Below are 14,274 nucleotides of genomic sequence, written 5' to 3'. Positions count from 1 at the left end.
CGAGAATACCTTGACCAGGGCCTGTTCTACAAATGCCGGAGAATACCTTGCTTTCATCTTGCGCCTCTACCTCTGGGGGAAATTTAGAGGCGACAACTAGTCTGACACCGGGGGCAGATCTTGTGGATCGCGAATTGCTCCTTGCCCTTGAAGGTTTTCGGGATCAGGTGGTGGCGGTCGATATTGGCCGTTCCCAGGATCCGTCCGCATAGCGGGCAGCAGTTGTCGGGCACGCAATACTCCTGTCGATGCTGGTTTCTGCATGCGATATGGTGCGGGTTCCGCCGCCGTACAAGACTTGACCCGACAAATTTCGCTCGAGAATAGCCATGTGCGGGGTCTTGTTAAAATGCATTGGTGTAGAATTAACGCTTGGTAGTGTGTGATACGTATCCAATCCAGCCCCGAAAGCGACGCAGTTGCATGATCGAAGACGACTCCACCCGCTGTTCCGTGCTGTTGATCGACGATGAATCGTTCGCCCAGGACATCATTGCCCACGGACTCAGGGGTTGTGCCGGTCACCAGCTGATGTACGAATCGAGTCCCGCGAGCGCCGTCGAGGTAGCGCGCGAGATCGACGCGACCGTGGTCCTGGTCGACTTGCGCATGCCCGGCGGCCTCGACGGCTTCGACGTCATCACCCAGCTCCGTGCGCATCCCGCCACCCACGACGTGCCGGTCATCCTGCTGTCGTCCGAAAACGATCCCGACATCAAGGCCAAGGCCTTCGCGGTCGGCGCCAGCGACTATATGGTCAAGTGGCCCGATCCGCGCGAGCTCGTGGCGCGCGTGCGTCACCACAGTGGCGCCTGTATCGCGCGCCGCGAGCGCGACCAGGCCTTTGCTTCGCTGCGCCGCAGCCAGGAAGAACTCGCTGCCAGCCAGTCGGCCCTGCAGCAGGCGCAGAAGATGGAAGCGATCGGCCAGCTCACCGGCGGCGTCGCCCACGATTTCAATAATGTGCTGCAGATCATTGGCGGTAACCTGCAACTGCTCAAGCTGGTCGGCAGCCTGAACGACGCCGCGCGCACGCGGGTCGAGATGGCCTTGTCGGGCGTGGAGCGCGGCGCCAAGCTGGCCTCGCACCTGCTCGCCTTCGCGCGCCGCCAGCCGCTGCAGTCGGTGGTGATCGATCCCACCCACCTGCTGCGCGAGATGGACGACATGGCGCGCCGCGTGCTCGGCGCCAACACCCTGGTCCGAACCGAGATCGCGCCCGCCCTGGGCAGCACGATGATCGACCCGAACCAGCTCAACAACGTGCTGCTGAACCTGGTCATCAACGCACGCGATGCGATGCCCGATGGCGGCACGTTGACGATCCGTGGCGCCAATGTCGACCCGGACGACGAATTGCCGCCGGGCGTCCCGCACAACGACTATGTGATGCTCGAGATCGCCGATAACGGGAAAGGCATGCCGCCCGAGGTGCTCCAGCGCGCCTTCGAGCCTTTCTTTACCACCAAGCCGACCGGCCAGGGCACGGGGCTCGGGCTGTCGATGGCCTATGGCTTCGTCAAGCAATCGGGTGGCGAGATCGTGCTGCGCAGCGAGCACGGCCGTGGCACCAGCATCCGCATCTACCTGCCGCGCAGCAGCGCCTCCCCGGCGGTACATGACGATCAGTCGTCGCAGCTGCAGCTGGCCGGCGGCCTGGAAACCATTCTCGTGGTCGAGGACGAAGAGGACGTGCGCTCGTCGACCTGCGGCATCCTGTCCGCACTGGGTTACGAAGTGCTGGAGGCGGGCAGTGCGGCGCAGGCGGCCGAGATCATCAAGGAGGGCCGCCATATCGACCTGGTGTTTTCCGACGTGATCATGCCGGGGCCGGTGAGCAGCCTGCAGCTGGGCGATATCGTGCGCCGCCATCTGCCGGAATGCCAGGTGCTGTACACCTCGGGCTATGCCGAGGGCGTGCTCGCGCATGAAGGCAAGTTGGACTCGTCGGTTCACCTGCTGCAAAAACCCTACCACCCGGACGCGCTCAGCGCGCGCATCCGCCACCTGCTGCGGCGCGCCAAACGCGCCACCCGCAAGCCGTCAGCGGCGGCTCACTTCGGCTTGATGTAGCGGCGCGAGCCCGGCGGCGGTTCGTTGAGCACCGCCCAGAAGATGCCGAGATCGGCGATCGCGCGTACGAACTCGTTGAATTCCACCGGCTTGACCACATAGGCGTTCACGCCTAGTTCATAGCTGCGCACCACGTCCTGCTCTTCCTTGGATGATGTCAGCATCACCACCGGGATCGGCTTGAGTCCGTCGCTGTGGCGGATTTCCTTGAGCACTTCGAGCCCGTCGACCTTCGGCAGCTTGAGGTCGAGCAGGATCACGGCCGGGCTGCCCAGCTGGCGTTCGGCGAACTCGCCGCGCCGGTGGAGGTAGTCGAGCGCTTCGGCGCCGTCGCGCACCACCACGACTTCGTTGGCGAGCTGACTCTTCGACAGCGCGATGAGTGTCAGCTCCAGGTCATGGGGATTGTCTTCCACCAGGAGGATGGGCTTGAGCATGGATTTCGCCTTAGTTGGATGTTTTTTGTTTTGGGAGGCTGAAGGAGAACGTTGCCCCTTCGCCGGGTGTCGAGTTGGCCCACACACGGCCATTGTGACGCTCGACGATGCGCCGCACGTTCGCCAGGCCGATGCCGGTGCCCTGGAAGTCTTCCATGCGGTGCAGGCGCTGGAAGACGCCGAACAGCTTGTGCACGTAGTCCATATTGAAGCCGGCGCCATTGTCGGCCACGTGGAACACGTCGTCGTCGCCGGCTGCGTCGCACCAGATGCGGATCACGGCCTGGTCGCGTCCGCCGGTGAACTTGACCGCGTTCGACAGCAGGTTGAACATCGCCAGGTGCAGGAAGCTGGGGTCGGCGTGGACCACCGGCAGGCTGTCGATGTGCCAGTCGACCTTGCGCTGGCCGATCTCGATGTCGAGCTTGTCGATGCAGCCTGAGACCAGCTCGAGCATGTCGACCCTGGTCGGGCGCAGGGCCGCGCGGCCCATCTGCGAGAACGACAGCAGGTCGTCGACCAGCTTGCCGGCCAGGCGGGCCGACTGCTTGATGTTCTTCAGGAAGCGCTCGCGCATGGCGGCGTCTTCGCTGCCGGCCGCTTCGATCAGGAGGTCGGAAAAGCCGACGATGTGGCGCAGCGGCGCGCGCAGGTCGTGCGAGACCGAGTACGAAAACGCTTCGAGTTCCTTGTTGGCGCGGGTGAGTTCCTCGGCCAGTTCGGCCATCTGCTCGGCGCGCTCGAGCGCGATGCCCAGCAATGCGCTGCGAAATTCGATCGCCAGCTCGACCTCGGCCGCGTGCCAGGGCAGGCTGTGGCCGTGGATGGTCTCGCGCCAGGCGGCGAAGCTCTGGCGCGGCGACAGTTGCGTCGGGGCGCCCGGCGGCGCCTGCTTTTCGTAGGGATTGCCGGCCCATTCGACGGTCTGCACCAGCTCCGGACGGAACCACAGCAGGTAGTGCTGGTGGATGCGCGAGATCGGCAGCGCCAGCAGGCCGCTGGCGGCGTGCGTGAGATCGGCGCCCGGCGCATACACGCCGGACAGGTGGTTGGTGTGGAACAGCTCGGTATGACCGTGCACGGCGAGCCAGGTCGACAGCGCGCGGATCGCTTCGTGGCCGGGCGTGTCGCCATATGTCAGGATGCGGTCGTCGACCACGAGCGCCACGCCGCCGGCGCGCGCGAAACGCAGCAGTTCGGGGAATACGCCGCTGAGGTTGTCGATGAAGTCGGCGCTCTTGGTCAGGTGTCCCAGCATCTCGACCATGATGCGCCGCACGTCGAGGCGGAACTGCAGCTCGGCGCCGTCCTCGCGTGTCTCGATGCACAGCGCGAGGATCTGGCCCAGCTGCTCGCAGGCGTTACGCTTCTCGACCGACACCTGGCAGGGCGTGGCGTTGTGGCAGGAGATCAGGCCCCACAGCTTGCCCTTGACGATCAGCGACACCGACATCGAGGCCAGCGTGCCCATGTTGCGCATGTATTGCAGGTGGACCGGGGAGACGCTGCGCAGGGCCGCGAACGACAGGTCGTTGCGCTTGCCGGTGGCCGGGTTGACGCCCGGGAGCAACGGCGCCGGCTCGTAGTCGGCGTCCTGGATCAGGCGGATCGGCGACAATGTGTACAGCTCGCGCGCCTGGGCCGGGATGTCGCTGGACGGGAACGACTGGCCCATGTATGAATCGTAGTCGGCCGCCTTGGACTCGGCCACCACGCGGCCATGGCCGCTGGGATCGAACTGGTAGACCATCACGCGGCCGTAGCCGGTCACCGAGCGCACGTGGCGCGCGGCCAGGTCGGTCAGGGCGGGGATCGAGGCGTGGTCGTTGACCCGCGCCAGGAAGTCGCTGATCAACGGGTACAAATAGCGGAAGTCGGCCGGCTGCGCGCGGTCGACCGCTTCGAACTCGGCGATCACCAGGTCGTCCCAGGCATGGGCCAGCACGTCGAAATGGCGGCCGTTGGGCAGCGTGACGGCGCCCAGGTAGGACGGCCGCTGGCCCAGGGCGCCGCCGCCCAGATCCAGCGCCAGGCGTTCGGCCGCCGCCACGCCGACCGCATTGGCCAGCCGCAGCCCGATGGCGGCCTGCGCATCGACGCCGCTCCAGCGCTCGAGGTTGGCGCTGGCCTGCAGCACCTCGAGCGCCGGCGACAGCGTCAGCATGAAGCCGTGCGGCTGGATGCTGCCGGGCGTGCGGATCGGTTCCTTCTCGCAGCCGGAGATGTCGAGGTGGTCGGGAAGTGCCTGGGTCATGGTGCGATGAGAGACGAGCGGAGGACAGTCCTTATTGTAGCGCGAAAGTGGTAGGGTTTTTGACAGGCGAACCGTCATTTCCCCGCACTGGCGGGCCGTTCTGTCACAAAGGGCGTCATTTGGCGCCCCGAACCTTCGCACGTGCCCATACAGTCGCGTGGCATACTGCGCTATAGCGGATGTATGATAGACAAATTCATCCGACCAGCAGACAGGAAGCCGTACCTCCACCATGGACACCTCTCTACCCGTCAAGCAGGCGCTGACCGACGAGCAGCGCTTCCAGTACCTGATCTCCGGCATCAGCGACTACGCGATCTACATGCTCGATCCGCAGGGCTACGTCAACAGCTGGAACGCCGGCGCCCAGCGCTTCAAGGGCTACCTCCAGGACGAGATCCTGCAGCAGCATTTCTCCCGTTTCTATACGCCCGAGGACCGGGCCAGCGGCCTGCCGGCCCATGCGCTGGCCCATGCGCTGGAACACGGCCGCTATGAGTCCGAAGGCTGGCGCGTGCGCAAGGACGGCGGCCGTTTCTGGGCCCACGTGGTGATCGATGCGATCCGCGACGAGCATGGCGTGCTGCTTGGCTTCGCCAAGATCACCCGCGACGTCACCGAGAAGAAGCAGGCCGAAGATGCGCTGCGCGAGAGCGAACAGCGCTTCCGCCTGCTGGTGCAGGGCGTGACCGACTATGCGCTCTATATGCTCACGCCCGAGGGCATGGTGTCGAACTGGAACCTGGGCGCCGAGCGCATCAAGGGCTACAGCTACGACGACATCGTCGGCCACCATTTTTCGCGCTTCTACACCGACGAGGACCGCCGGCGCGGCCTGCCGGCGCGAACGCTAACTACCGCCGGCGAGGTCGGACGCTACGAGGCCGAAGGCTGGCGCGTGCGCAAGGACGGTACCCGGTTCTGGGCCAATGTCGTGATCGACGCCATCCGCGGGGACGACGGGCGCCTGCTCGGCTACGCCAAGATCACGCGCGACCTGACCGAGAAGAAGGCAGCCGCCGAGGCGCTCGATAAAGCCCAGGCGGCGCTGTTCCAGGCCCAGAAGATGGAATCGATCGGCCAGCTCACGGGCGGCGTCGCGCACGACTTCAACAACCTGCTGTCGGTGATCTCGAGCGGCCTCGAGGTGCTGAGCATGCAGCGCAATCCGGGCGCCGACGCCAAGACGCTCGACAGCATGCGGCGCGCGATCGACCGCGGCGCCACGCTCACCCAGCAATTGCTGGCCTTCGCGCGCCAGCAGCCGCTGGAGCCCGAGACGCGCAACGTCAACCGCATCATCAGCGGTTTCGAGTCGGTGCTGCGGCGCGCCGCCAATTCGTCGATCGACTTCGTGCTCAAGCTCGACGCCACGGCGCCGAACGCCGTGATCGACGCCGCGCGGCTGGAGTCGGCGGTGTTGAACCTGGTGGTCAATGCGCGCGACGCCATGCCGGGAGGCGGACGGATCGTGGTGGAAACGGCCAACGTGGCGCTGGCCGAGGGCGAGCACCCGTCGCTGGCGGCCGGCCACTATGTGCGCCTGAGCGTGAGCGATACCGGCACCGGCATGACGCCAGAGACCATCGCGCGCGCCTTCGAGCCGTTCTTCACCACCAAGGAAGTCGGCAAGGGCACAGGACTCGGGCTGTCGCAGGTGTACGGCTTCATCAAGCAGTCGGGCGGCGAAGTGACCATCGAAAGCATGATGGGTGAAGGCACCAGCATCATCATCTGGCTGCCGGCCGTGACGTCGCATGCGCATGACCTGATGGAAGTCGAGACCGAGACCGTGCTGATCGTCGAGGACGAGCCGGATTTGCTCGACGTCGCTTCGTCGCTGTTCCTGAGCATGGGGTACGACGTGATGACGGCCGCCAGCGGCATCGACGCCCTCCATCTGCTTGCCACCCGCGATGTCGATATCCTGTTTACCGACGTGGTGATGCCGAACGGGATGAACGGCATCGAACTGGCGGCTTATACGCGCAACAACTACCCGAACGTGAAGGTAATGCTGGCCTCCGGGTATCCGCAGCCGGCGTTGAAGCTCGATCGCTCGCTCTTGGGAGAGTTTGCGTTTGTCAGCAAGCCGTATCGCTTGTCGGACCTGGCGCGCAGCCTGCGTAGCGCGCATTGACCCACCTGCCGTGGGTCGCAAACAACCCTCTACGCGGCAACGACCGGCCTGATGCATGCCTGGCGACTTATGGCTGGCGAAGCCCTCACTGCATGCTGCGCGCCCGGCCGACTCCCTGCCGCAGGCGCTGGAAGCCAGCCTGCGGGTGGCCGACCTGGTGATCTGCCAGACCGGTTGCCTGGGCCATGGCGACTACTGGCGCGTGCAGGACCACTGCAGGCGCAGCGGCAGGCTGTGCATGCTGGCCGACCAGCCCGACCGCGTGCATATCGTTCGCACCGAAAGCCTCGCGGGCAGCTTCGAGGACGGACCCGAGGGCGGACTCGAGGACGGCCCTACAGCGCAAAGATGATGTCGCTGACCTGCTCATAGAGCTTGTCGGCCGACGGCCCCTGGTTGGGCCAGTTCAGGATGTCGAAGTGGTCGTAGCCCTTGTAGTTGCCCAGGAAATTCCAGGCGCCGCGCACGGCGCGGCCGTCGTAGTCGCGCGCCGGGTGGCCGCTCGGGGCGCGCATGCTGATCGTGTTGACCACGCCGTCATTCGAGAACCAGTCCCGGTCGATGCGCACGCGGTTGGGCAGGTCGAGGGTGTAGCTGCCCATGCCGCGCTGCGCCACCGAGGGCACGATCCACTCGCCGGCAAAGGGTTTGAAATAAGGGATCATGTCGGTGCGCGCATACTGGAATAACGTGGTCTGCACCGGCGCGATCACGCGGTCGGTGCCGTTGCAGCACCAGGCGCCGCCTTCGGTGGCCACCGTGCCGACCGAAAAATAATAGATATGCGGCGAAGTGCGCGCCCACAGATTGAATTCGCGGGCGCCGTCCGGCGCCAGTTCCCAGCCCGCGACCCGGTGGCCGAGCAGGTCGCGCAGCGGCAGGCGTACGCCCGGCAGGACGTTGAACACGGCATCGGTCAGCGTGGTGCCGTCGTGCGGCGCCGAGATCGTGGTCACGCTGCGGATCCAGCCGACCTTGCCGCCCTTGAACAGTTCGCCGTCGCCCTGGTCGTGGCTTGACCCGTGTTCCAGCAATTCGACCAGGGCCCGGATCGTGGTGCCGCCCTGGCTGTGCCCGATCAGGTGGATCGGGTGGTCCTGGTCCCAGGCCGGATACAGGGCCAGCGGATAATCCTGCGGATTGTCGCGCGGATCGGCGGCCCAGCACTTGCCGGGCGGCTTCTGGACCTGGCCCGGCTGGCCGTGGTCGCGCACGTGCGCCTTGCCGTAGTCGACGCAGCCGCCCTTGATCTGCGCGTAGAGGTCGGCGGCGCGGTCCCAGTTGGAGGAAATGGGGCCGACCGCCGCCGCGAACACCGCGCGCGGGCCGCGGTAGATCTGCATCTGCGAGGCGATGTCGCCGTAGCCGCCCCAATAGTTGAAGCCGCTGTGCTGGAATTCCTCGGGCCCGAAGCCGAGGAAGCCGTGGACCAGGATGACGGGATGGTTATTGGCCGCGCGGCAGGCAGGGGCGGCAAGCATGCCGAACGCGGTCAGCACGGCGGCGCAGGCGTGGATGATGCGGACCATCTGGGCTTCTCCGGTAAATGCGTCACGCACATTGTCGGAGGTCGGACGCCGGTCCGGTTTGCGCTGCATCGTACCGCAGTGCAGCAACTGAAATTCGCGCAAGGGAACATGCGCACGCCGCTTGACAGCGGCGTGTCATATTTGTTGTTCTTACCGCACCGTGGTGCTGCCGACCGAGGTGGTCGGATCCGAGCTCACGGCCGTCGCCGTGGCCGACACCGCGCCCGGTACCGGCCCGTTCGAGGCGGTGACGGCGGCTTTCTCGGCCTGGTCCAGGCGGGGGTCGGTCCACACCACGTAGTCGTCGACCGAGTACAGGCGGCACGGATCGCGGCTCTTGGCCGAGCAGGTGGCCAGCGCGCGGCCTTCCGGGTCTTCGCCTTCCTCGGCCCAGGTCCAGCCGCCGCTCGGCGATACGGCGAAGGCGCGCGGCGTCATCTTGGTCAGGTATTCGCGGTAGGCGCGGCGGCCGTGCTCGGACAAGAAGGGCACGGCGGCGGCGTCGTCGACCTGGGCGAAGTCGGTGCGCGCCGGGCTCGGCGGAGCGGGGACGTCGACCACGACCGCGGTCGGCATGCCGATCTCTTTCAAGAAGCGTTCCGTATCTTCCAGCCACACTTTCTCGCCATCGCGGCTGGCCAGCATGCCGTGGGCATCGCGCTTGAACGACGGGAACTCGACCAGGCGGCCGCGGCCGCCGGCCTGGACGTAGGAGGCATGCATGCGTCCCGCCAGTTCCGGGCCGAACAGCGAATCGTTCTGGCCATACATCCACAGGCTCGGCACCTTGGCCTTGGCGCCATACTCGGCGAAGGCCGACACCAGCTGCGAGCGCCAGGCGCAGCGGTCGCTGTCGTCGCGCAGGCCGCCGGCGAAGTTGATCAGGCCGCGCACGCCGGGCAGCGGCTCGGTGCCGAGGGCGATCGTGGCCAGGCCGCCATACGACTGGCCGGCCACCACCATGCGTTCGCCGTCGACCCACGGCTGCTGGCGCGCGTAGTCCAGGGTCGAGCGGATGTCTTCGGCCTGGGTATAGCCGTTGGCCGTCATGTCGCAGCCGTGGTCGCGGTAGCGGCCGCCGGAATTCGAGAAGCCCTGGCGCATCGGCACCATCACCGCATAGCCGCGCTTCACGAAGGCGCTGGCCATATGGTAGAAGCGGTCGCGCGCCTGCAGGCTGGGACGGCCGGGATCCTTGCCATGGTTGATGACGATCAGAGGGAAGGGGCCGGGACCGTTCGGCTGGAACACGGTGGTCTCGAGCGTGACGCCGCCGTCGCCGGCCGGCACCTGGACGATGTGCTCGTTCATGCGGTAATCGAGCTGCGCGATGTCGGCGCTGGCCGGCAGTTCTTCAAGGTGCGCGAGGACGGGCAGCATGGCCAGCGCGGCGATCGAAACGGAGAGCAGGCTACGGAAAGACAAGGTTCTCGGCATGGACGACTCTGGAATTACGTGTATGCGTAAATACTGCCTTGCGGAATGATTTCCGCAAGGCATAAACGAGTCTAGGTCGAGAAAATCTTTAGGGCAATATCCGGTTGACAGGTTCCGACACTAAATTTTTGCGTGTGGTGAAAGTGACATCCGACGTGTTTTTTGCTGAAGGAGTATCATCGCGGGCCTGACTGTTCCAGGAAATGACGGATGAGCAAGTACGCGCCGCGCGAGTGGGCCCCAGACGAAAAGCCGATGATGCCCGGCTCGCCGTCGACTCCTGCCCATGCGACACCGCTGCGTTTCGCCTACCTGTTCGTCGGCGTCCTGATCACGATCACCGGCGGCCTCGGCAATGCGCTGGTCACCGTTAACCTGGTCCACCTGCAAGGCGTGCTGGGCGCCTATTCCACCGAGACCACCTGGCTGCCGGCCGCCTTTGTCATGGCCAATGCATCCATGAACCTGTTGCTCGTGAAATTCCGGCAACAGTTTGGCCTGCGCCTGTTCACCGAGATCTTCCTGGTGCTGTATGCGCTGGTCACCTTCGCCCACCTGTTCGTCAACGATCTGGCCTCGGCCGTCGCGGTGCGCGCCGCCCATGGCATGCTGGCGGCGGCGGTATCGCCACTGGGCCTGTACTACATCCTGCAGGGCTTCAAGAAGGAATGGCGCCTGCGCGGCGTGGCGCTGGCGATGGGCGCGGCCCAGATGGCGCTGCCGCTGGCCTACATCTTTTCCAACGACCTGCTGCAGATCGCCGAATGGCGCGGGCTGTACCTGTTCGAGCTGGGCCTGGCCCTGGTGTCGCTGGGCGCCGTGCTGCTGCTCAAGCTGCCACCGGGCGACCACATCAAGGCCTTCCGTCCCACCGATTTCGTCACCTTCGCCCTGTTCGCGCCCGGCATGGCGCTGCTGTGCGCGGCGATCAGCTTCGGCCGCGTGGAGTGGTGGTTCGAGCGCGCCTGGATCGGGGTGGCGCTGGCGGCGGCGATCGTGCTGCTGGCGGCGGCCCTGTGCGTCGAGCACAACCGCGCCAATCCGCTCCTGAACCTGCGCTGGCTGGCCAGCGGCAATATCGTGCGGCTGGCGCTGGCCATGCTGCTGGTGCGCATCGTGCTGTCTGAACAAAGCGTGGGGGCGGTCGGCTTCCTGCGCGCCGTGGGACTGGACAACGACCAGTTGCAGACCTTGTACGCGATCGTGCTGGCCGCCACGATCGCCGGGATCGTGGTGTCGGCGCTGACGATCAACGTGAACCACCTGGTGGCGCCGCAGGTGATCGCGCTCCTGTGCATGGCGCTCGGCGCCTGGATCGACGCCCACGCCAGCAACCAGACGCGGCTGGAACAGATGTACCTGAGCCAGAGCCTGCTCGCCTTCGGCGGTACCTTGTTCCTCGGGCCGCTGGTGGTGTCGCTGCTTGGCTCGGTGATTCCGAATCCGCACAACCTGATCAGCTTCTCGGTGCTGTTCGGCCTGACCCAGAACCTGGGCAGCCTGCTGGGTTCGAGCCTGGTCGGCACCTTCCAGGTGATCCGCGAAAAATACCATTCCTCGCTCATTGTCGAGGGCCTCAGCAGCCTGGATCCGCTGGTGGCTGGCCGCGTCCAGTCCGGCGCCGCCGCGGCCGGACGCCTGCTGGCCGACCCGGCCGCCGCCACGCGCCAGAGCCTGCAGTCGTTGTCAGGCACCGCGACCCGCGAAGCCAATATCCTCGCCTATAACGACGTGTTCCTGGTGCTGGCCATCCTGGCCGCCGGGAGCGCGACCTGGATCTTCCTGCATGCCGTGTGGCTGCATTACTTCCCGGCCGTGAAGGCGGCGCCAGCGCCAAAGCCCGGGACCCCACCTCCACCCGACCCTGTGACCGACTGATATGCCAGAACCATCTTCCGTTCCTCCCCGTTCGCGCCGCATCCTGCTGAGCGCACTTGCATTCGGCGCCATCGCCGCCGCCGGCGTCCTCATCGTCCTGTACGCCTGGAACCTGCCGCCGTTCCACAGCACCCTGCAAAGCACCGAGAACGCGCTGGTGCGCGGGCAGGTGACGATCATCAGTCCGCAACTGAGCGGCTACGTGGTCGAGGTGCGGGTGCAGGATTTCCAGATGGTCAGGAAGGGCGAGCTGCTGATGCGCATCGACGAGCGCATCCCGACCCAGCGCCTGGCGCAGGCGCGCGCCGAGCTGGCCAACCGCGAGGCGGCCCTGGCCAATTTCACGCAAAGCCAGTCCAGCGCGCGCGCGACGATCGCGCAAAACCAGGCGCTGCTGGCGTCGAACGAGGCGCAGGCGCGGCGCGCGCAAGCCGACCTGCGCCGCGTGGAAGAGCTGGCGGCCGACGGTTCGCTGTCGGCGCGCGAACTCGACGCCGCGCGCGCCGCGCAGGCGCAGGCCGCTGCCAGCCGCGACCAGTCGCGCGCCGCGCTCGAGATCGCGCGCCAGAACCTGCGCTCGGTCGACGTCAACCGCGCCGCGCTCGAGGCGGCGGTCGCGAACGCCGAAGCGGCGGTGAAGCTGGCCGAGATCGACATCGCCAATACCCGGATCACCGCGCCGCGCGACGGCCAGCTGGGCCAGGTGACGGTGCGCCAGGGCGCCTACGTGAACGCCGGCGCGCAACTGACGGCCCTGGTGCCGGACACGATGTGGGTGATCGCGAACATGAAGGAAACGCAGATGGCAAATGTCGCTGTGGGCCAGCCGGTGACCTTCAGCGTCGACGCCCTCGGCAATGCGCGACTGCGCGGCCGCGTCGAACGCATCTCGCCGGCGACCGGCTCGGAGTTCTCGGTGATCGCGCCCGATAACGCCACCGGCAATTTCGTCAAGATCGCCCAGCGTATCCCGGTGCGGATCAGCATCGATCCGAACCAGCCGCTGGCCCGGCGCCTGCGGCCGGGCATGTCGGTGGTGACCACGATCGATACGGCGCAAGCCGGAGCTGCGCGGTGAGCCGGGGTTCGTTCGTTCTGGCGCCGCTGCCATTGCTGTTGGCGGCGTGCGCGATGGCGCCGCAGCCGGCGCCGGAGGCGTCGCTGACGGTTCCCCCGGGCTGGCGCACGGCCGGCGTGGGCACAAGCGCCGCGATCGACCGCGACTGGTGGCGCGCCTTTGGCGACCCTGTGCTCGATACGCTGGTACGGCGCGCGCTCGACAATAACGGCGACCTCCAGATCGCACGCTCCCGCCTGCAGGAATACCAGGCGCGCATTCGCGTGGCCGCCAGCGCGCGGCTGCCGGCCTTGAACCTGTCGCTGGGGCCGACACGCGCGCGCGCCATCGGACCATTGGGCGAGCCGGTCGAGACCACCTCGATCGTCGGCGCGGTGCAGGCGAGTTACGAGCTGGACCTGTTCGGCCGCATTGCCGGCGGCGTGGAGGCGGCGCGTTTCGAATCGCTGTCGCAGGAGGCGGCGCTGGAGGCCACGGCGCTGGCGGTAGCGGCGAACACGGCGTCCGGCTACCTGAATCTGCTGGGCCTGGATGCCCAGCTGGCGCTGGCACGGGCGACGCTCGAATCGCGCGAGCGCTCGTTCGAACTTGCGCGCCACCAGTTCGAAGTGGGCTACAGCTCGCGCCTGGAGATGTCGCAGGCCGAGGCCGAGCTGCACGCGACCGCCGCCGCCGTGCCGCAACTGGAACGCCAGATCGCGCTGCAGGAGCAGGCGCTGAACGTGCTGCTCGGCGCCAGTCCCGGTCCAGTGGCGCGTGGGGCCGAGTTGACGGCGCTGCGCGAGCCGCGACCCGCGCCGGGCCTGCCATCCGAACTGCTGCGGCGGCGTCCCGACATCGCCCAGGCCGAGCGCCTGGTGGCGGCCAGCGATGCGAGCCTGGCGGTGGCGCGCGACCAGCTGCTGCCGTCGATCCGCCTGACGGCATCGCTCGGCGCACAGGGGCGCAGCCTGTCGCAGCTGCTGCGCTCGCCCACCGAGTTGTGGAGCATCGGCGGCAGCGTGCTGGCGCCGCTGTTCGATGCCGGGCGGCTGCGGGCGCAGGCCGAGATCGCGGGCACGGTGCGCGACCGCGCGGTGTACACATATGAAGCGGTGGTGCGCTCGGCCTTTGCCGAGACCGAGAACGCACTGGCCTCGGTCGACGGCTTGCGGCGGCAACTGGTGGAAGCCGAGGCGCGGCGGGTCGCAGCGGGCGAGGTGCTGCGGGTGGCGCGCAACCGCTATCGCAACGGCTATGCGTCCTATCTCGAAGAACTCGACGCGCAGCGCACCGCGTTCAATGCCGACCTGAATGCGCTGCAGCTGCGTACCAGCCTGCTGGCGGCGCACGTCGACCTGTACCGCGCGCTGGGCGGCGGATGGACGCCGGCGCCGTGAGCAGATGCCACGTCGTCCCCGCGAAGGCCGGCGCCCCGGTCCTTCGATCCAACATCGGGACCGGTTTGT

Annotated in this window: 10 protein-coding genes; 6 read left to right on the top strand and 4 right to left on the bottom strand. The window is 66.9% G+C overall.

Going from position 1 to position 14,274, the window contains the following annotated elements; translation table 11 throughout:
* Positions 1-423: 423 nt before the first annotated feature.
* On the top strand, positions 424-2,073 hold the full coding sequence (locus tag AC56KW_RS25115) for a response regulator (RefSeq protein WP_497173354.1): 1,650 nt from the start codon (positions 424-426) through the stop codon (positions 2,071-2,073).
* On the opposite strand, the gene AC56KW_RS25110 is transcribed toward AC56KW_RS25115, so the two are convergent.
* Entirely contained in the window at positions 2,055-2,510 is a 456-nt protein-coding gene (locus AC56KW_RS25110) for a response regulator (protein WP_497173353.1), read from the bottom strand. The genes AC56KW_RS25115 and AC56KW_RS25110 overlap by 19 nt on opposite strands.
* A gap of 10 nt (positions 2,511-2,520) precedes the next feature.
* Positions 2,521-4,764: an ATP-binding protein gene (locus AC56KW_RS25105; RefSeq protein ID WP_497173352.1), complete on the bottom strand. Its 2,244-nt coding sequence runs from the start codon at positions 4,762-4,764 to the stop codon at positions 2,521-2,523.
* Positions 4,765-4,996: 232 nt separating this feature from the next.
* Between AC56KW_RS25105 and AC56KW_RS25100 the strand changes: the two genes are divergently transcribed.
* Positions 4,997-6,904: a hybrid sensor histidine kinase/response regulator gene (locus AC56KW_RS25100; protein ID WP_497173351.1), complete on the top strand. Its 1,908-nt coding sequence runs from the start codon at positions 4,997-4,999 to the stop codon at positions 6,902-6,904.
* Between the two features lie 55 nt (positions 6,905-6,959).
* Complete coding sequence (locus AC56KW_RS25095; RefSeq protein WP_497173350.1) at positions 6,960-7,256, top strand: hypothetical protein; 297 nt, start codon at positions 6,960-6,962, stop codon at positions 7,254-7,256.
* On the opposite strand, the gene AC56KW_RS25090 is transcribed toward AC56KW_RS25095, so the two are convergent.
* A complete protein-coding gene (locus AC56KW_RS25090) occupies positions 7,240-8,433 on the bottom strand; it encodes an esterase/lipase family protein (protein ID WP_497173349.1) in 1,194 nt (397 codons plus the stop codon). The two genes, AC56KW_RS25095 and AC56KW_RS25090, sit on opposite strands and share 17 nt — an antisense overlap.
* Positions 8,434-8,583: 150 nt before the next feature.
* A complete protein-coding gene (locus tag AC56KW_RS25085) occupies positions 8,584-9,870 on the bottom strand; it encodes a dienelactone hydrolase family protein (RefSeq protein ID WP_497173348.1) in 1,287 nt (428 codons plus the stop codon).
* Positions 9,871-10,080: 210 nt separating this feature from the next.
* Here AC56KW_RS25085 and AC56KW_RS25080 point away from each other — a divergent pair, with 210 nt between their 5' ends.
* Genes AC56KW_RS25080 through AC56KW_RS25070 form a run of 3 tightly spaced genes read left to right on the top strand, consistent with a single transcriptional unit; the run spans position 10,081 to position 14,205 of the window.
* On the top strand, positions 10,081-11,748 hold the full coding sequence (locus AC56KW_RS25080) for an MFS transporter (RefSeq protein ID WP_497173347.1): 1,668 nt from the start codon (positions 10,081-10,083) through the stop codon (positions 11,746-11,748).
* Position 11,749: 1 nt separating this feature from the next.
* Positions 11,750-12,826 carry an HlyD family secretion protein gene (locus AC56KW_RS25075; RefSeq protein ID WP_497173346.1) on the top strand — a complete coding sequence of 359 codons (1,077 nt, stop codon included), beginning with the start codon at positions 11,750-11,752 and terminating at the stop codon, positions 12,824-12,826.
* The gene (locus tag AC56KW_RS25070) at positions 12,823-14,205 is read left to right on the top strand and encodes an efflux transporter outer membrane subunit (RefSeq protein ID WP_497173345.1); all 1,383 of its coding nucleotides are present in this window, start codon (positions 12,823-12,825) and stop codon (positions 14,203-14,205) included. The genes AC56KW_RS25075 and AC56KW_RS25070 overlap by 4 nt, the downstream gene beginning before the upstream one ends.
* The last annotated feature ends 69 nt before the right edge of the window (positions 14,206-14,274 follow it).

This window comes from Telluria sp. RT2P19 (assembly GCF_059685725.1).
The sequence above is the reverse complement of the archived record's forward strand: the minus strand, read 5'-3'. Positions and strand labels throughout refer to the sequence as shown.

Excerpts from the sequence above, each read along its gene's own strand:
- AC56KW_RS25100 (WP_497173351.1), top strand. The coding sequence starts at position 4,997 with ATGGACACCTCTCTACCCGTCAAGCAGGCGCTGACCGACGAGCAGCGC.
- AC56KW_RS25110 (WP_497173353.1), bottom strand. The coding sequence starts at position 2,510 with ATGCTCAAGCCCATCCTCCTGGTGGAAGACAATCCCCATGACCTGGAG.
- AC56KW_RS25090 (WP_497173349.1), bottom strand. The coding sequence starts at position 8,433 with ATGGTCCGCATCATCCACGCCTGCGCCGCCGTGCTGACCGCGTTCGGC.
- AC56KW_RS25105 (WP_497173352.1), bottom strand. The coding sequence starts at position 4,764 with ATGACCCAGGCACTTCCCGACCACCTCGACATCTCCGGCTGCGAGAAG.
- AC56KW_RS25115 (WP_497173354.1), top strand. The coding sequence starts at position 424 with ATGATCGAAGACGACTCCACCCGCTGTTCCGTGCTGTTGATCGACGAT.
- AC56KW_RS25080 (WP_497173347.1), top strand. The coding sequence starts at position 10,081 with ATGAGCAAGTACGCGCCGCGCGAGTGGGCCCCAGACGAAAAGCCGATG.
- AC56KW_RS25095 (WP_497173350.1), top strand. The coding sequence starts at position 6,960 with ATGCCTGGCGACTTATGGCTGGCGAAGCCCTCACTGCATGCTGCGCGC.
- AC56KW_RS25075 (WP_497173346.1), top strand. The coding sequence starts at position 11,750 with ATGCCAGAACCATCTTCCGTTCCTCCCCGTTCGCGCCGCATCCTGCTG.
- AC56KW_RS25085 (WP_497173348.1), bottom strand. The coding sequence starts at position 9,870 with ATGCCGAGAACCTTGTCTTTCCGTAGCCTGCTCTCCGTTTCGATCGCC.